Source organism: Wolbachia endosymbiont (group A) of Pherbina coryleti, assembly GCF_964026875.1.
GTDB lineage: Bacteria > Pseudomonadota > Alphaproteobacteria > Rickettsiales > Anaplasmataceae > Wolbachia > Wolbachia pipientis.
Genome location: NZ_OZ034706.1, coordinates 1519928 through 1538183 on the forward strand (window position 1 = coordinate 1519928; position 18256 = coordinate 1538183).

Consider the following 18256-nt stretch of genomic DNA (forward strand, 5'->3'; position numbering starts at 1 on the left):
ATATGGAAACATTACAAAAAAATGGTTTTTTTATTATCAAAAATCTGGTTCCTTTAGAGCTAATAACTCAGTCTTTAAGTGATATAACAAATAAGATATCAGAGCTATCCCAAGAACTAAGTGTTTCAACTTCTGACTACTTAAACTGTACCGGCAGATGGGGCATGTTATCTCAAGTAACTAGAATTATATCTCAAGCATTAGATAAAATTATTAAAAATTACCTTGAAAAGTCACTTCAGTGTCAGATACTGCAGAAAAAATCAAATGTTATATGTAAAACTGCTGATTTAATAGATGCAGTTCCCTTCCATCAAGACATCTCCTATAGTTTCAATGATCCTTACCACTTTTCTGTTTGGTTAGCTTTGAATAATGTAAGTGAAACTTCAGGTGCACTGCAAATTATAGAAAACAGTCATAAATGGGAAATACAGCCTTTAGTTGATTTTTGGTACCCATATTTTTTTGATCAGTACTCAAATAATCGGGAAAATTACAAAATTAAGTCATTACCTATTTCAGCAGGAGATGCGATAGTTTTTGATTCACGGTTATGGCATGGTAGTGATAAGAATACAGATGCTAAAGATAGATTTGCTTATGTAACAAGGTGGATTGTAAAAGATCAAGACCTTCCCTATGTGCCAAAACCTCAGCCTTCAGTTTTTGGTATACTCAATTGTGGTGAGTTAACAGAATCTATACTGAGAGAATGCTTGTCATTATTTGGCTACCAAGAAAGTATAAAAGCAAAAAACATGAAAGAACTTATTAAGAGCTGGTTAGTCTTTATTACAGATACAACTACAAATATTTCTGAGATCGACACTACTAAGGCTAAGCGAGATTTATATAAGCTACTTATTCTGAATCAAGCGTCAGCACTACATGATGCTGGAGACATCTCAGGAAAAATATACAAAAATTTATGGTTTTCACTACTTGTATTTCTCAATAAAAAAGTCAACGTAGTGGAGCTAGCATTATAAATGAACAGAAGTAGAGTTGATAGCTTCAAATGTGTATTGATGTTCATCTTGAATATAGTATCTAAATTCAAACTTAATGTACTTATAATGTCTTTAGTTGCTCTGGTGGTAGCTGTTGATTTGTCTTTTAGAAAGTATTTAGTAAAAAATATTCTAGATACAGCTGTAAAATATCAGGAAGGTAATGTAATTGAAAATCTTTTATTACCTGTAAGCGCTTATCTTGGTATGGCATTACTTATCACTACTGCTTTTAGATTCTATGGCTATTTTGTTGACATTCGAATGTTTACCTTAATGCGTCAAAAAATAGCTGATATATCTTTTTGTAGGCTACTCCAGCAAGACCATTCCTATTATCAGAACAATTTATCTGGAAGCTTAGTACATAAGGTCAGTAACTTAATGGATAGTGTGATAGAGTTAATAAGATTGCTTATAGATTGTTTTTTCGGTTACAGCATAGCATTAGTCTTAGCTATTTATACCTTATCATTAGTAAACATAAAATTTGCAATCGCTACATTCACTTGGGTAAGCATTTTTATTTTAGTCTCGATTTTCAGCTTTCGTGTACTTACTGAACTAGCTGATAATTACTCTAAACAAAATTCACAAGTAATAGCTAGTATAGCAGATAGTATTTTAAATGTTATATCAGTAAGGTTATTTTCTCAGCAAGCACATGAGAGACACAAATTTTTTCAAATATGCAAGAAAAGAACTATTGCAGAGAGAAAATTACAATGGGCATACTTTTGTCTTTGGTTTATATATGGCTATTCATTCGATATACTCCAAGCAGTAAACTTGTATTTTTTAATTCATGATTATCAATTGAACAAGGTCGCAATAGGAGATATTGCTCTTGTACTTGGAATTAATATATCGATTATAGAGTTTCTTAACCATCTAACTAGGAATCTTACCCAATTTTCTACTCATTTCGGCAAAGTTTCAGATGCATTGCCAATCTTGAATACTGTACCAGAAATTCAAGATAAGGAAAATGCTAAAGAATTAAATTTATTAAGTGGAAGAATAACGTTTAATAATGTTTCTTTTTCTTATGAAGGTCAGGAGTCATTATTTCAAGATTTCTCAGTTACCATTAATCCTTGCGAAAAGGTAGGCCTAGTTGGTTATTCTGGAGGTGGTAAATCTACTTTTATAAACTTAATCCTAAGGCTATTTGATGTTAAAAAAGGTAATATACAGATTGATAATCAAATAGTATCAGAAGTTACACAGAGTTCTTTGAGGCAACAAATATCTGTAATACCTCAAGACCCATTGTTATTTCATGATACTATTTTAGCAAACATCATATATGGTAAACTTCAATCTACTATAGAAGAAATAATGAGAGCTGCAAAACTGGCTGGTATTCACGATTTCATTATGGCGCTACCAGATCAATATGAAACTACAGTCGGAGAAAAAGGCATCAAGCTATCTGGAGGAGAAAGACAAAGAATAATAATAGCAAGGGCATTTTTAAAAAACGCTCCAATATTATTTCTCGATGAACCAACTAGTCAGTTAGATTCTATAACAGAAAAAACAATTCAAATGAGTTTATTCAAATTGATGAAAAATAAAACTACGATTACTATAGCACACCGTATTTCTACACTTTTACATATGGACCGAATTCTAGTATTTAACAAAGGAAAAATTGTCCAAGATGGTAAACACGTTGAACTAGTTTCTAAGCACGGTCTTTATAAAGAACTTTGGAATGCTCAAATTGGTTGTTTGAATGGCAAGAAATAAGATGGAAAAAATTATTGATCTGAGAAGTGACACTACAACTCTGCAGAGCTCCAACGTTATACATGCAATAAGTAATGCAACTGTTGGAGATTTTGCTTATGGTGAAGACAAAAGCTGTAATGACTTATCAGAATATTGCAAACAATTATTCAAAGTAGAAGAAGCATTATTTGTAACCAGCGGTATGCTTGCAAATAGATTAGCCATTGCCAGTCAAACAAGTCCTGGTGATGAACTAATAACTCATTATAATTATCACATTAATTTTTTCGATAGTGCAGGCAATGCAAAAGTAAATAATATCGTATTTAATTGTATTAGAAATAACAGCGGAATCTTAGATGTTGCTGAAGTAGAATATGCTATTAATTCTAAGCCGAGATATAAAATTTTTGCTCAGGTGAGTCTTGTTTCTATAGAAAATAGTATAAATGGGTTTAATGGTAAAATTTATCCTTTTGAAAAACAAGTCGAGTTATATCACTTTTTAAAAGCTCACAATATAAATCTTCATTTAGACGGTGCAAGAATATTTAATGCTCATATCGAAACAAATATTGCTTTAGCAGATTATGCTAAATATGTGGATACAATGAGCTTTTCTTTTACTAAAGGACTTGGCGCTCCTTTTGGTTCAATGCTTATGGGTAAAAGAGAGATAATTGAAAGGGCTAAAAAGCTACAGGTTTGGCTAGGTAGTGGTTATCATCAGATAGGGTATTGTGCTAATGCAGCAAAATACGTACTACAGAATAATATCTCTAGGCTTAAAGAAGATAATAAGCTCGCTAAATTACTTGCAGATAAGATTAAAGAAATTCCACACATAAAACTGGTACTACCTTATCCAGAAACTAACATAGTAAGCTTTAGTATAAAAGAACTAAATGTGACTAATGAGTTTTTTTTGAGTAAATGCCAAGCCTATGGTTTATTGCTTTTTCCTTGGCTCGAGTCTCATATAAGAGCAGTTACTCACCTTGGCATAAAGGAAACAGATATCATGAAAGCTGCTGAAATTATAAAGGAGGTTGTGTTAAATTTAATATGAGAATAAAAATAGATTTCTTTAGCGATTCAAACACTGACCCTTCAGCTAAAATGAGGGAAGCGATGGCTAAAGCAAAAGTTGGAAACGAAGCTGCATGTGAAGATCCAACTGTGAACGAATTAGTGGCAACCGCATGTAAAATATTAGGTAAACCTGCAGGAATCTTTTTGATTTCAGGAACGATGTCCAATGTAATTGCTTATAAAGTACACATTCAAAGACCTGGTGATTACTTGCTGCTTGATGAAACTTCACATCCGCTCATAGTACAATCTGGCTTGATCGCAGCCCAGGCACATGCCACTCCTTTGCCCATCAAAGGTACGAGAGGAATATTTACTGGAGAACAAATTGTTGAGTTTATTACTCGTCCTAGTTTAAGAAATATTCCGAGAGTTGGGCTTGTTTCTATCGAACAAACGACAAATTTTGGTGGTGGAGCTGTGTGGCCTTTAGAATATATTCAAGAGATCTCAAGTCTCTGCAAAGAGAATGACGTATTCACTCATTTAGATGGAGCAAGACTGTTCAACGCTTGTGCTCATACTAAAATATCTCCAAAGGAGTATGCAAGTTATTTTGATTCGGTATTCATTGATTTTAGTAAAGGATTAGGTGCTCCAATGGGCGCAATATTGCTTGGAAGTGAAGAGTTTATTGAAAAAGCTTGGTACTATAAGTTTCAAATTGGCGGAGGTATGCACCAAGCTGGCATTATTTCAGCTGCATGTTTATATGCTCTACGTAATAATGTAAATTGTTTAGAGGAAGATCATAAAAAGATGCAGCACCTTATAGAAGGCCTAGACTCCATAGATCAAGTTATAATTGATATCGACCTATACAAAACTAATATAGCGTATTTTTCATTACGTACTAATTGTATATCTACTCAAGAATTAATAAACGTACTAATGACAAATTATGGAATTAGAATGGCTAACATAAGAGGTAAAATCAGAGCTATAACACATAGAGATATAAGCTATGAAGATATTAATACTACTGTATCTGCTATAAGAAAGATACTAAGTAAGTAATTTTTTGCACTAATTGTTTGCAAACTTCTTGTCAAACAATATTATACCAATATAGTATTATGCTAGCATCTGCATAGAGCTATTTGGGAATAGGTGTGAACTTTGTCTTCTTTCAATATTTACTATTCTTCTGTGGATATATGCTGCTTTATTTATCAAAACAAAGTATACCAATTGCTCTACCACTGTTAATAGATACTGACCATGTAAAATTAAGCTATTTTTTTGCCTGCTTTTCTTTTTTTTATGGAGTATCAAAATTTGTTAATGGAATAATAATGGACTCCAAAAATAATCCATTATTTATGTTTGGGCTATGCAATATTGCAACTGGATTATTAACCATTGGTATAACTTTATCATATAATAATCTAACTTTATTACTGTTAACATTAATATTATTAGCTTGGACACAAGGGTTAGGTTGGCCAGCTATTACCAAGTTTATGGTTACAAACTCTAGCATCTCTTCAATTGCATCATCATGGGGAGTTATGAGCGCATCTCAGCAACTTGGTTCTTGTATTACTTTAATTGTATTACCAAGTATAATTAAAATATATGATGCAAAAAGTGCATTTTTGTACTCTGGTTTCTTATGCTTACTTTTTGGAATTTATATAATATTAAAGGCATATTACAAAGAAAGTGCCAACTTTACTACCTATTATAAGGTGCAGAAATCTCAAATAGGTATCAAGGTAACAAGTTCCATATGGTTTCTATGTTGTGCTACTTTTTGTGCTTATATTATAAAAATGGGAATCTTCTTTTGGTTTCCTATAATTTTAAGGGATAAATTACAAATTTCTCTTGTACAATCCTCACTAATAACAGGTGTATATGATTTAGGTGGAATCCTTGGAACTTTAATCACAGGAAGAATTAGTGATATGTACTTCTTTCAAAATAGAAGCTTGCTGGCATTACTTTACATGTTGGGTATAGCACTCACTTTTATTGCAATGAACTTTGGTCAAAATATAATTCTCATGAATCTTGGTGCAATCTTATCAGGATTTTTTATATTTGGAGTACAAGTACTGACAGGTGTTATAGCTGTAGAAATTGCTCCACAAAATAATGTATGTGCAATTGTAAGCTTAACAGGATTATTTGGGTATATTGCAAGTTCAATATTTTCATGCGTGCTCTTAGGAGTACTTGTTAAGCACTTTGGTAACAGTATTATGTTTTCATTTTTTTCCATTTGCTCTGTTGTTGCACTCGTTTGCTTTTCCATACTATCAAGCAAAGATCTTAAAAAACTAAGTAAAGCGGTGTAGAAAACATTTCTCAACAGTTAAACTTTGTAGATAGATTTTTTACCCAAGGAATAAACATGGTAACCATATCTTAGTAATAGCTCGCTATCTAATAAATTACGGAAATCAAAAACATTAGGTGCAGCCATAATACTCTTTAAACTTGCAAAATCTTGATTTTTAAATTCTTTCCACTCCGTTAACAATAACAAGGCTTCCGCGTCCCTTGCAGCCCCTATAGCATTGTCCGCGTATTCTATATCCTTTAGAACTTGCCTAGCATTATCCATCCCCATTGGGTCATATGCAGTAATTTTAGCCTTGTTATTTACTAACAATTGTGCAATATCTATAGCTGGGCTATTTCTTACATCATCAGTACCAGACTTAAAAGTTAGCCCCCATATTGCTATTTTTTTATTTTGGACTCCATTTAATACATATTCTACCTTTTTAGCAATGTTTGTTATATGATTATAGTTAGATTCCTTAACTGAATTTAAAATTTGTAGCTTGACATTGTGATCTTCAGCAAGCCTTATTAAAGCTGACAAATCTTTAGGAAAACATGATCCTCCAAATCCTGGACCAGCTTTGAGAAATTCCTTACCTATTCTATGGTCCATTCCCATACTGTTAGCTAAAAGGTCAATGTCTGCTCCTAATAGCTCACATAAACCTGCCATCTCATTGATAAAAGCAACCTTTGTTGCTAGAAAAGCATTAGAAGCATATTTAATCATTTCAGCAGTAACTGTATCAGTGACTATTAACGGAATATTCTTATCTATAAATGATCTATATATAACTTCTAGTTTTGCCCTAGCTAGCTTAGTTTTTACTCCTATTATTATCCTATCTGGGTATAAAAAATCTGATACTGCAGAGCCTTGCTTGAGAAACTCTGGATTAACTCCCAAATCAAAGTTATAGCCCTTATTAGATAAATAATTATGTATATTTTCTGCAGTACCAGGAGAAACAGTTGACTTTATCACTATTAAGCAATCTTGATTAACTCTCTCAGAAACTTCACTTACTGCATTATATACATTCTGTAAATTTGCATTTCCTAGAGAGTCTGATGGAGTATCTACAGTTACAAATACTACTTCTGTATTGGGATTTATTTGAGAATACGAATCAAAAAATCTTATCCTTTGTGACTTTATATTATTCTCTAAATAATCTGCTAATTCAGGTTCATATAGAGGAATTTTCCCTGATTTCAAAAGTTCAATCTTCTCAGTATTTATGTCAATGCAATCAACTTTATGGCCCTGCTCAGATAACATTGTACCAGATACTAATCCTACATACCCTACTCCTATAATAGTTATGTGCATTTTATTATCACCTTAAAAATATAGCTTAGCATCTAAAATAAATACCATTAACAATTATAAACTTTTGTTGTTACATTATTTTTCTTAATTGCCTTACCTTCCGAATAAGCTATAAATAAGGTTGATGGTATTAATATCAAAGTACCATATAAAGCACTTTTATCAGGTAATTCATTAAATATAACGTATGTTACTATTGCAGAAATTATTAGCTCTATGTATCTATACGGTGCAAGTGCAGTAGCATCAGTAAGAGCAAAAGCTTTTAACATGAAGAACAGAATTAGGTTTGAACTTATTCCTAAAATCAGCAGTAATACTAACTCCAACAAGGAAGGCATATGCCAATAAAATAACAAAGGTGGAGTAGAAAAAATAGTTGTCGTTAGAGCTGAATAAAATAACATACTTATTACTGACTCTTTTATTACAAGTTTCTTATTAAGTATATCCAATATAGCAAAGATCAATGCAGATACAATAAAAATAAGAATTTTAGGATTAAAATCCTCACTATAAGCTTTAGTAGTAATAGCAATACCAATAAAACCAATGACAGCTACTACCCATCTTTGCCAAATTATATTTTCTTCCAGAAAAGGAATTGCAAGAAGTATAACAAATAATGGTATAGAAAAACTTATAATCGTTGCAGTTACTATGGGGAAAACAGTCAACCCGTAAGTCCATAAGGTCATTCCACAAAACAACAACCCACCCCTGGTTATTTGAGTAGATATTTGACTTGTTTTAAAAGTTTCTATTCCATAGTAAAACATAAAAGGTACAAGGGTAATAGTGGTAAACAGAAAGCGGAAAAAAATTATTTCAAAACTCTGAAGATGTAAACTTAGATATTTTGATATAGTATCATTAGCTACACTACTAAGTAAGCTAAGTATAAACCAGATAACCCCAAACAAATAAGCTCTCAATCTGTAATCCATAAAGCTTCTGATTTAATAGATACGATGTACTCATATAATTTTACTACAAAACTAATAATATAAAAGTTTTCTGATGTACGTCCCCAGAATGTGATCGTAAGGGTTCATTATAAATAATTCGGGAAATTTCGTCTCTTTAGACATATTAAGAGCTATGTAACGAACGTTTATATTTGTGAGTAATAGTAAGGCTCAAGGTAAGGAAAATGCTAGTGAGGTAAAGTAGAATAACGTTGATTTGATAATTTAAGCTCATTCCCTCTTGCTACATCTCTCTTTAATATCTCCTCTTTTGCAGCAGGTCTATAATTACTGCTTAAATTTAGGTGCACACTAATTTTTCGATTTATATATTATTCTAATGCTTGTATAATACCTTCATTGAATATTTGATTTTGAGGTAATTAGATGCCAAAAAGTAAAACTAAACGTGGAACGGAAGATTTGAAGGGTAATGCAGGCCCAAGCAAAAGATCTCGTCTCAGTTCTGATCCTAAAAAAAATAAAGAGATTATCTCTAGCAAAGTAATAAGTAAGCTGAAGGATGTTGTTAAAGGTGATAGAACTTCAGCTATTGAGGAATGGGTCAAGGCTCACCCTGTAACAGTAGAGGGTCTAACCGTTGAGCAATCGGACCTCTTATGTAATGCGTTTCGTGATGAATCTTGTTGGTCAGGTGCGACACTAGATGTTGCTAAATTGGTAGGAGAATTAGCTAAATCAGGTGTGTTGAATCCATTTGCTATATATAAAATAGCATGTATTGAGTGTGTAGAGAGTGAAATTAAGCAATTATTTGACAAGGCGTTAGAGTCTTTTAGATCTGACTTATCTCATAAAGGTGCATGTGAGGAAGATAGGAATTTAGCTTGCAGTGATAAGCTTGCAAGAGTTGAATTGTTAAGTTCCATGGGAAGACGTGATCCTGTTTTCAATTTCTGGATTGATCAAGAATCAGGTAACCTTAGAGAAAATATAGAAGCAGAAGATGGATTTAATAAGGCTGTAGATTTCAAGTGGAGTAAGGGAGTGGAACACTTCTATAATCGTCTGTGTTCTGAAGAAAAATTAGTGAAAGAAGAGAGAGAAAAATTGCTAGTTTCTGCTATTGCAAAATTATCTCCATTGCAATCTAGCTATAAACTTGCTTCTACCTTAAGTTCCCTTCTAGGTAAAGTCATAAGCGCAAAAGTAGATCATAAGTCACTACTTGGGCTACCGAATAAGAAAGATAGGGGTGTGATCTACCGTCCTCTTAGTTACTTAGTAGAGCACGGTTTTCTTTGCACAACTAAGTATGTTATCCAGTACTTGAGCGAGGGATGTTCAAGATCTGAAGTAGAGAAAATGCTTTCACCTAGAGGATATGCACATCTTCTCTCATCGCTTTCATTTGTTGTAGTTTCTAAAGATTATGACTTGGATAACAGGAATGAAGCAAGGTCAGCTATTAGCAGTCTTTGGGAATCTAGTGTATTTAACCAAAATAAAATAAATGTTGTCGATCCTTTTAAAGATAGGATTGCTTTTGTTGCAATGGAAAATGCAATTTCAAATTTGATTGTAGATCAGGAGAACAGCAAGGATACTCAAAGTGCTGGCGATGGTGAAAAAGTTGATTTGGTCTTGAGTATTTTAAAGTTTGCTAAAGATTGTTGTTCAGACAAAAGCTTTAAATCATTAAAAGAGAGGATAGCAAATAGTTTAGACAAAACAAGGGATTCTAAGATAATAGGTGCAACTAGCTCCTCTAATTTAATAGAAGAGTTGTGCAAATCGGCGAAAAGCTTGAGTTTATCCTCTGCTAGTTCTGAAGGTCCTCAATCTATGTTAGTGGGTACTAGTGTTAGTATTTCGCCTGCTGCAGTTGTTAACAAATAGGAGTATTTATGCATGGTAATAATGAAGATCGTGAATTAGTTAGGGCTTTATTAAATGGAGGTTGTGATGAGTTTAGTAGACAATTTGTAGGTTTTTTAAACAACTGTCCATCTTTTTTGCATTCGGCTAATAAGCCTGGCTTTTTTCCTACATTCTTTTTTGGTATGTTTTCTACTGCACATGATGCAGGTATATTAGTTGAAGATGAAAGAGTCTATTTTCGTTTTGACAATTATGGAAATCTAAAAGTTGCTGTTCTCACTAATAAAGACAATAGAAGAATAGTCAGGTGTTATACTGTTGCTGATAATGAGAACAGCCCTGGGTCAAGGTTTAGTGCAGAAGAGAAGCAGCAGGTAGAAGAGAATCTTCCACAAGAATTACAGGAAGATGAGGATCTGGATTGGGAAGAGTATAAAATATTTCGGTTTGGAGAAGAATGTAGGTTTATTCATGAAATAGATAGATTTCCTCAACGTGATGAACCTGGAGCTCCAATTTTTCATGAAATTAACCCAATCAGAGAACAAGGTGAATTGTTAGACCTGATGAGTGAGTTGGCAAATGATGATACAGGAGAAGTGCGTACTAATGTTAAAAGAATTTTGGAATATGTTATTGATATCCATGATGAACATGAAGATAGCTTAGTGTTTCGTGCAGAGTCTGATTACCACGGTTTTCTGTGTGGGTTTTTAGTAAATTTTAGATACCGAGCTGTGGCTGATTTCTACCCAGAGCTACTTATAGGAAAAGGTTATGCAGATGTTGTTTTGCTTGTTCGTGGTGTTGATCAGGCAAATGATTCGGTTCCAATTATAATTGAGTTGAAGGTTGGTGATGAGGAAGGATTAGAGCAAGCTAAAGATTATGCTAAAAGTTGTTCTGTTTCGTCTTTGCCTATTCATACCTCATCACCAAGTGCTGTTTGTGTAGCGTTAAATTTTCAATTACGTGGAGATGCTGGTCTCCGAACTTCTGTGCAGGCCTTTTCAGAAGGTGGTCTTTCCTTAATACCGGGTTTACTACATCCTCATGGAAATGGAGTTAGGGGAAATGTAAAACGTTTTTTACAACCCATAGCATCAGAGTTCACTCAATCGCCTCATTGTAACACTTTTTCCTGTACTTCATCGTTTGTTTTTGGAAATGTTTTATCTACAAGGAGGGACTTAGAAACAAATGATGGGCGGGAGGTAAGGGTTACCAAGTATCTATTTAACCACTCTCAGGGAAAGAAAATGAAACGTACAGGTGGTAGGGGAGATGCAGCAGATATTGTAAGCCATGCGTTAACTTTAGCTCTATTTTTATCAAATATTGGTTTTGTTGTGCTTCACATTTTTCGTCGTTTAAAGTGGCAGACTTTACCAGATAAGGCATTGAACCTGTCGTTACTGCCTCAAGCCAAAGATGATGCTAAGGTGCGTCAAGTACTTTGTGAAGTAGATGTCCAGGGTCATCTGGAAGTGGCTTCTGCAAAGAAATTCGAATCACTACGTGCTTACTCACGTTCTCATAGTGAAGGTTATTTCGAGGGAAGGTTTTCAGAACAAATGGGTAATGTTAGGAACTTACATCAACTTGCAGATCAGTTGATGAGTGCTGAGCCTAATTTTGGTAATGATGGTAATGTTAATGGTGAGTACAGGGCTAGGTATGAAGTTTTATTTAATGAGATTTCTCGTCTGTTGTCTCCGTTATTAAGTGGAACCCGTCTACTCGTGAACAATGAAGCTAAATTTCAGGCTTTGTTGCGTGGGATATTTCAAAGTTGCGATAATCCTGCCAAGGTAATTATTGAGTTCCAGCTACAGAGAGGAAGGAAAATAGACCTAGTATTATCAAAATCTGCGGAAAATGATGATACTCATCCAATTGGAATAGAGTTGAAGTATGCTAACACCGCAGAACAAGTTGAACGAAAAAGGGTGGAGGCAAATCGACAGTTAAGTGAATACGAATTTTGTGGAGGATGCAAGCGTATTACTGGGGGAGATGCGATGGTTTTGTTATACGCTATATTAAATGCTGTAGGACAAGAGCAGGATCTGATATTGATTGGTGGGCTTCGTAGAGCATCTGGGTTTTCTAGATGACTTGTAACTAATAAAAGTACCAAAGATAAGGTTGTTTATGGGTAAAATTATGCATTAAGCTAGAGTACGTTTGAGTAAGGTTGGAGAAAAAGCAAGGTCTTTGAGCAAGAAAATTTGATTTATGTTTTCTTAAGTTAAAGTTAACCTGATGAAGTTTGTATAATTTATTGTTGGAGTTTTTTTGTTCTATTTTTACTGTAAGTTCAATCTGCTCTATCTTTGGTCTTTTTTTCTTAGTTTTGCGGCAAGTCTAATATTTTTACTACTTAATGGAATAACTTGCAGAAAGTGGAGATATAATGCTAAGGCAGAGGAGCTCAGACAGTTATCTTAAACAATAAAGAAATACTAAAGGCAAAAGATACGCTTGCGTAGTTCGAAAGCTTTCTATAGGATAAGCCTCACCTGATTTACAAATAGAATTGTTATGTTAGATGTTTGCTATTTATTCTTAAGCTCATTTTAACAGCATTTTGCTTTTTTTAGTATGTAGGGGTTTTCTAGGAATTATCCTACTGAATTCTATGATATTATTTTTTGTAACATTGTTATACATTATAATGCACCCATTTGTCTAGACCATTTTTTTCAAAGTGATCCGATTTTTAAAATGAATATGTTGATAAATACGTCGACACATATTTAAAGTATTTATGAATATATTCATTTACTGTTTATGATAATAGAGATCAGCAGGAACTTTATAATGTAGAGTCTGATGTCGCCTTCTATAGTTATACCAAGCAACAAAATCGTTTATTATAAGATTCAAATCTCTGATACTATTTGGTCTATAATAATATATAGCTTCTTGCTTTAAAGTTCTCCATAAGCGCTCAACAAATATATTGTCGAAGCAACGTCCTTTATGGTCCATACTGATTTTAATATTAGCACGCTCTAATTCCATAATAAAGTTGTAGCTAGTAAACTGCACCCCTTGATCACTATTAAAAATCTCAGGTTTACCTTGTTTTAGAGCTTCTTTGAGAGTATAAAGGCAAAATCCAGCATCGAGGAATGGTGATAATGAATGAGCAATAATATAGCGACTATACAAGTCCATTATTGCCACAAAATAGACAAACTTACCTTCTACCATAATATATGTTATATCAGTAGCCCATACCTGATTAACTCTACAAATAATCAAATCTTTGAGTAAATAAGGATATATTTTATGCTTTTTTTCTTTAATACTTGTATTACATCTTTTTCTACAATACAGCCCACTAATCTTCATTTTTTTCATAATTCTTAAGATTTTTTTGTGATTGACTACTACTCCACTCGCTATGATCTCAGCAGTAATTTTACGATATCCATAACGGCAATCAGAAGCCAAATATACTTCTTGAATCAAATTTCACTTTCGTTATTAATTATAGGCCTATAATATAGGCTAGATCTGCAAATCCCCAGTAAATCAGCCTGTTTCCTAATTGACAGATCAGAATCTTTTTCTATAAATCTTACTCTATCTTTTTTGCTTATTTCAGTAATTTTTTTTTCAAATAACTATTTTCCACTGTCAATTCTCCTATTACTTTATGTAAACTTTCTATTTCTTGCGCTAAGATTCTTTGTTTTCTCGCACTTTCACTTTCTTCAACAAATAGGTCTTTTAACCTTGCCAATACTCTATCACGCCAATCATATAGATTTGTTGATGGTATTTTATATTCACTACATATCTCAGCTGTGCTTCTTTGATTTTTTATTGCTTCCAAAGCTATCTTTGCTTTTAACTCTGGTTCATATTTTTTTGTTGCCATACTTTTACCCCTTTACTTTCCTACTCGGATCAACCATTTTTTTTGGTCTAGTTTATGGGGTGCATTATATTCTATGAGAAATTCTACAGATGGTAAATGGCCTTCCTTGGCAGCATAGTAGACTGATCTGTAGTTTTAGAATTATTAATATTAGAATTATTAATAAATGATTCTTGTTGTTGCTTTTCTATTAGAAGCTTTACAATTCCTAGATATCCTTTATTGGTAGCATAATGCAAAGGAGTCCAATTGTTTTTACCTTTTGTACCAACTTCTACTCCCTTATTAAGAGAAAATTTTACAATATCGATATTTCAAAAATCAGCTGCAATATGAATAGGCTTGTTTTCGTCATTAGTTTTAGCGTTAAAACTTACACCTTTATTATTTACTAAAAATTTTGTTACTTCTAAGCTATCAAACTTAGCTGGATGGTGCACAGCCACCTTGACCAAAAAATCATCCCCCTATCGCGTTCTTATCATTATGCCTTATACGCTGTATTACACCTTCAGATATAGTCATTGCTAACCTCCAACATCCTTGCTAATAAACCCTCGCTAAAACTGCCGAAAAGACTTTATAAGTTAATATTCTAAATCTCAATATTTTATGGTGCAGGTTTTTATTTTTAAAACATTATACTTTGTGTAGGGTATAACTACACGCATCAAAGTGAAAGAAAAGCAAAATGATGAAGAAAATGAAAGTTTAAGTTTTCTTCAACGACTCAAGGAGAGAATTTATGCTTTAAAGCCTGTATTAGCAAGCATACGCGTCAAGTTAAGGAAATAAAAGTATGAAAGAGATAGAATAATAAGGTATAAGTTCTCCCAGATATACTTTTAGTGAGAGAACCAATGAATAAAATAACTTGCTTATCAAAAAAGCTCAAAGAATTTTTTAATGAAAAAGCAGAGAAAATCTCAATTACAACAAGGTTTATAAAAAGAAAGAGAAAGCTAAAAGGTTCATCATTCGTAAAAGCCATGGTCTTGGGTAATATAGGAGTTGATAATTGTAGCGTAGAAACAATGTGTCAATTACTAAACGAGGACTCGATAGATATAACAAAACAAGGTTTGGATTTTAGATTTACTGAAGAAGCAGTGGAATTTATGAAAAGGATGTATAATGAATCTGTGATTCTCTTTAAAAATATCTTGCAAGTTGATTGCAAAATCTTACAGCAATTTAATAGTGTTAAATTATTGGACAGTAGCTATATTACTCTACCTAACAGTATGGAAGAGATGTATAAAGGTTATGGTACTAGCTACAGTGGCTATGAAAGCAATACTAAGTCTGGAATAAAGTTACAATTAGTTTTCGACTACATGAATCAGATAATAGACCAACTTAATTTAACGGAGGGGGTAAGATCAGACCAGGGATATAGGAAACATTTAAGTAATATATTAAGCAATGATTTGCTAATATCTGATCTCGGTTATTTTGTGCCAAGTTCTTTTAAACAAATCAATGAAATAGGAGCTTATTTCATAAGTCGTCGATACCAACATATATGATGTAGAAACAAATCAAAAAATGGAGTTATTAGAATGTTGAGAGGATAAGTTATTTTTAGAAAACGAGGTATTGTTAGGAAAAGAAGCAAAAATTAGAGTAAGAATTATATGTCAGAAACTAACTGAAGAACAGTCTATGGGCAGAAGAAGGAAAGCTAATAGATTAGCAAGATCGCAGATCCTCTAAAAGAAATCAAAAATTGTTGAACTGGTCAATATTTATAACTAATGTTCCAGAAAATAAAATTAGTGCTGAGCAAGTATTAACGATTTACAGAGTAAGGTGGCAAATTGAGTTATTATTTAAATTGTATAAAAGCCATATCAGGCTTGATAAGCTAAAAGGAAAGCCATGCAGAGTATTATGTGAACTATATGCTAAATTGTGCGCAATTCTTATATTTCACGGCATAGTTGGTTGCACAGAAGTGAAAAAGAATACAGAACTTAGCTTAACAAAGGCATTTATTGAGCTAAAAAGGCGGGTTAGAGAGTTATTTTTAGTATTAACCAAAATTAATAGTTTAAAAGCATTTCTTAAAAAACTCACTATAACTTGGTCGCGATTTTCATTAAAAGACAAACGTAGAAGGGCTAGAGTATCCACTTTAACCTCTCTAAATTTGCTCACAATCTCTTAACTTGACGCGTATGGTTGGTAAAACCGTCTGCTCCCAGAGGGATAAGCGTGCTTCGACTAAATTACTATAAGTGTTATCACCTGGTATGCCAAGCAACTGCGGCGGAACGCCAAAAGCCAGGGCAATATCACGAGCTGAACTGTGTTTGGACTCAATGAAATCCATATCCCTCGGCGAAAGACTCATCTCCTTCCACTCCAAGCCTCCTTCAAGCAATATCGGTCTCCCAGCGTTTATAGAACCTGAATAATGATCATTTATCTGCACCTTTAAGCGTTGGTACTGCTCTTGACTTAAACTTCCACCACTTCCATCTTTTGCTGATTTTACAACTATTGCACCACTTGGTCTTGCCCCATTTTGCAACATCGCTTGATTCCAAGCACTCGCCTGATTATGTTGATCTATGCTATATGCAGCTGCCTCAATTGGTGATAACCCATACCAATCATTCAAAGGATTAAAGGTCTTTAAGTCCAACACTGCTGAACATCCAGTTAGTTTATCAACTTTAAAGTCATAACTGTTGTTATTTATGGTATAACGATAGATATAAGGAACGTTATTTCTCCCTGGAACAATTTCAACCCTATCTGGGCGCAGAAGATAAAGCTCTGTTGGTGGTTTTCTACTATTCTGTGACTCAATCATCAATATATAAGAATTGCCGTTAACTAACCGATAAGTTACAATCCCCTCAATAAATTCCGATTTTGATGTCATTGGATTAGGAGAATAAAGTAATTTCAGTAATGGATGGGCTTTTAATTGCGATTTTCCCTGTTCAGTAAGCTGGCAGAGAGTAAAAGGTACCGAAGATGCAGCACTTGCAATCATATTAATTGCTCGAAAGGCAATAACATTTTTTATGTAACCTTCCTCAGCAAAACTTACATAATCACGCTTACTCCAACTTGGCTCCATCATTAGCTGCAAAGCAGAATATTTAGTAAATACTGCGCTTTTTTTTCTTTGAAAAATATTGAGATTCATATATGCCTCCTAAAAAATTGAATTTGTGGTAGAATTATATCAATTGGTGTCACAGGAAGGATATACTAACGTACGAACATTATGTTTGAGAGCAATCTCTACACAGTAGTTAAATGGCAGGCACAATAAGGGGTAGCAAAAAGAATGAGCTTTTTTTTTGAGCTGAGCGAAGCCACCTAAGGTAGAAAATGAATCAGGAAGGAGTAAAAATATATTTAATATTTATATGATGTACTTACTTATAAATATCTTTTCTGTGTCCTATCTCTGTGATAACCACTTCATATTTTATAATATTTACGGAATAGATAACGCGATAATCACCTACCCTTAATCTTCTTTGTCCTTTAAATCTGTAATATAATGGCTCACCAAGGTTAATGGGATCAACTGTAAGGCGCTTATTTATCGCATTTATGATCCTTAATCTTATTGTTTTTGGAAGAGCTGGAAGGTCTTTCTCAAGAACGCTTTCTATGAAGATAATATTGTATTCCAGTCTACATCCTCACTTCTAATTTTCTTTACACCTGAAACATTACGTTTAGCAGCACGCTCAATTAGTATTTTATCTTCCTCATTTTCAATTGCTTCTTGTATTAGCTTCTCTGTTAGTTCTTTAATGGACTTATTTCTTATTTTAGCCAGTCCAGCAAGACACTCTGAAATTTCGTTGTTGAAAGTTATGCTAAATTTTGAGTTTGCCATATATTTTACCTAAAATCTACTAATAATTATACAACATTTTTCTGAATTTTTCAATAAAAAAAGTTGCCTATACGTAAAGAGGACCTGTGTTGACAAATAATTAAACATTTGTCATGTACTATGTTTGTTAAGGAGAAATAGCACAGAAGTTAGTATTAAGTATATTAGGAATAAGAAAGGCTGCGCTCAGTGTCACACACTGGAATAACAGGA

At 33.3% G+C, this 18256-nt stretch carries 14 protein-coding genes and 2 pseudogenes; 8 read left to right on the plus strand and 8 right to left on the minus strand.

Going from position 1 to position 18256, the window contains the following annotated elements; genetic code table 11:
• The first annotated feature begins 2 nt into the window (after positions 1 to 2).
• From AAGD87_RS07585 to AAGD87_RS07605, 5 genes are all read left to right on the plus strand, one after another.
• Positions 3 to 992, plus strand: a complete 990-nt coding sequence (locus AAGD87_RS07585) for a phytanoyl-CoA dioxygenase family protein (RefSeq protein WP_341817807.1) — start codon at positions 3 to 5, stop codon at positions 990 to 992.
• Entirely contained in the window at positions 993 to 2768 is a 1776-nt protein-coding gene (locus tag AAGD87_RS07590) for an ABC transporter ATP-binding protein (RefSeq protein WP_341817604.1), read from the plus strand.
• Between the two features lies 1 nt (position 2769).
• Positions 2770 to 3819 (plus strand): GntG family PLP-dependent aldolase, encoded by a 1050-nt coding sequence (locus tag AAGD87_RS07595; protein ID WP_341817808.1) that lies wholly within the window; start codon positions 2770 to 2772, stop codon positions 3817 to 3819.
• Positions 3816 to 4859 carry a threonine aldolase family protein gene (locus tag AAGD87_RS07600; RefSeq protein WP_341817605.1) on the plus strand — a complete coding sequence of 348 codons (1044 nt, stop codon included), beginning with the start codon at positions 3816 to 3818 and terminating at the stop codon, positions 4857 to 4859. The genes AAGD87_RS07595 and AAGD87_RS07600 overlap by 4 nt, the downstream gene beginning before the upstream one ends.
• 95 nt (positions 4860 to 4954) lie before the next feature.
• On the plus strand, positions 4955 to 6145 hold the full coding sequence (locus AAGD87_RS07605) for an MFS transporter (protein ID WP_341817606.1): 1191 nt from the start codon (positions 4955 to 4957) through the stop codon (positions 6143 to 6145).
• A gap of 17 nt (positions 6146 to 6162) precedes the next feature.
• On the opposite strand, the gene AAGD87_RS07610 is transcribed toward AAGD87_RS07605, so the two are convergent.
• Together AAGD87_RS07610 and AAGD87_RS07615 are read right to left on the minus strand one after the other, a co-directional pair.
• Positions 6163 to 7470: a UDP-glucose/GDP-mannose dehydrogenase family protein gene (locus AAGD87_RS07610; RefSeq protein ID WP_341817607.1), complete on the minus strand. Its 1308-nt coding sequence runs from the start codon at positions 7468 to 7470 to the stop codon at positions 6163 to 6165.
• Between the two features lie 47 nt (positions 7471 to 7517).
• A complete protein-coding gene (locus AAGD87_RS07615) occupies positions 7518 to 8417 on the minus strand; it encodes a DMT family transporter (protein WP_141457073.1) in 900 nt (299 codons plus the stop codon).
• A gap of 408 nt (positions 8418 to 8825) precedes the next feature.
• Here AAGD87_RS07615 and AAGD87_RS07620 point away from each other — a divergent pair, with 408 nt between their 5' ends.
• A complete protein-coding gene (locus tag AAGD87_RS07620) occupies positions 8826 to 10298 on the plus strand; it encodes a hypothetical protein (RefSeq protein WP_208571652.1) in 1473 nt (490 codons plus the stop codon).
• An 8-nt stretch (positions 10299 to 10306) separates the two neighbouring features.
• Positions 10307 to 12397 carry a hypothetical protein gene (locus tag AAGD87_RS07625; protein ID WP_341817608.1) on the plus strand — a complete coding sequence of 697 codons (2091 nt, stop codon included), beginning with the start codon at positions 10307 to 10309 and terminating at the stop codon, positions 12395 to 12397.
• 667 nt (positions 12398 to 13064) lie between these two features.
• On the opposite strand, the pseudogene AAGD87_RS07630 reads toward AAGD87_RS07625, so the two are convergent.
• From AAGD87_RS07630 to AAGD87_RS07635, 3 genes and pseudogenes are all read right to left on the minus strand, one after another.
• Positions 13065 to 14172 (minus strand): annotated as a pseudogene (locus AAGD87_RS07630) (IS3 family transposase).
• A gap of 83 nt (positions 14173 to 14255) precedes the next feature.
• Positions 14256 to 14483 (minus strand): ankyrin repeat domain-containing protein, encoded by a 228-nt coding sequence (locus tag AAGD87_RS07935; protein WP_082246108.1) that lies wholly within the window; start codon positions 14481 to 14483, stop codon positions 14256 to 14258.
• Positions 14484 to 14486: 3 nt separating this feature from the next.
• Positions 14487 to 14618: an ankyrin repeat domain-containing protein gene (locus AAGD87_RS07635; protein WP_007551899.1), complete on the minus strand. Its 132-nt coding sequence runs from the start codon at positions 14616 to 14618 to the stop codon at positions 14487 to 14489.
• A gap of 414 nt (positions 14619 to 15032) precedes the next feature.
• Between AAGD87_RS07635 and AAGD87_RS07640 the strand changes: the two are divergent.
• Positions 15033 to 16342: pseudogene (locus AAGD87_RS07640) on the plus strand (IS4 family transposase).
• Here the strand turns inward: AAGD87_RS07640 and AAGD87_RS07645 are convergent.
• From AAGD87_RS07645 to AAGD87_RS07655, 3 genes are all read right to left on the minus strand, one after another.
• Complete coding sequence (locus AAGD87_RS07645) at positions 16319 to 17335, minus strand: phage portal protein (RefSeq protein WP_341817609.1); 1017 nt, start codon at positions 17333 to 17335, stop codon at positions 16319 to 16321. The pseudogene AAGD87_RS07640 and the gene AAGD87_RS07645 sit on opposite strands and share 24 nt — an antisense overlap.
• A gap of 235 nt (positions 17336 to 17570) precedes the next feature.
• Positions 17571 to 17834, minus strand: coding sequence for a type II toxin-antitoxin system RelE family toxin (locus AAGD87_RS07650; protein ID WP_080717643.1), 264 nt, complete (start codon positions 17832 to 17834; stop codon positions 17571 to 17573).
• Entirely contained in the window at positions 17810 to 18043 is a 234-nt protein-coding gene (locus AAGD87_RS07655) for a DUF6290 family protein (protein ID WP_010081986.1), read from the minus strand. Before AAGD87_RS07655 ends, AAGD87_RS07650 begins: the two co-directional genes overlap by 25 nt.
• Positions 18044 to 18256 lie beyond the last annotated feature (213 nt).

Bases quoted from the DNA above. Each gene is read 5' to 3' on its own strand.
- AAGD87_RS07655 (WP_010081986.1), bottom strand. From the start codon at position 18,043: ATGGCAAACTCAAAATTTAGCATAACTTTCAACAACGAAATTTCAGAG.
- AAGD87_RS07625 (WP_341817608.1), top strand. From the start codon at position 10,307: ATGCATGGTAATAATGAAGATCGTGAATTAGTTAGGGCTTTATTAAAT.
- AAGD87_RS07610 (WP_341817607.1), bottom strand. From the start codon at position 7,470: ATGCACATAACTATTATAGGAGTAGGGTATGTAGGATTAGTATCTGGT.
- AAGD87_RS07620 (WP_208571652.1), top strand. From the start codon at position 8,826: ATGCCAAAAAGTAAAACTAAACGTGGAACGGAAGATTTGAAGGGTAAT.
- AAGD87_RS07590 (WP_341817604.1), top strand. From the start codon at position 993: ATGAACAGAAGTAGAGTTGATAGCTTCAAATGTGTATTGATGTTCATC.
- AAGD87_RS07585 (WP_341817807.1), top strand. From the start codon at position 3: ATGGAAACATTACAAAAAAATGGTTTTTTTATTATCAAAAATCTGGTT.
- AAGD87_RS07595 (WP_341817808.1), top strand. From the start codon at position 2,770: ATGGAAAAAATTATTGATCTGAGAAGTGACACTACAACTCTGCAGAGC.
- AAGD87_RS07600 (WP_341817605.1), top strand. From the start codon at position 3,816: ATGAGAATAAAAATAGATTTCTTTAGCGATTCAAACACTGACCCTTCA.
- AAGD87_RS07645 (WP_341817609.1), bottom strand. From the start codon at position 17,335: ATGAATCTCAATATTTTTCAAAGAAAAAAAAGCGCAGTATTTACTAAA.
- AAGD87_RS07615 (WP_141457073.1), bottom strand. From the start codon at position 8,417: ATGGATTACAGATTGAGAGCTTATTTGTTTGGGGTTATCTGGTTTATA.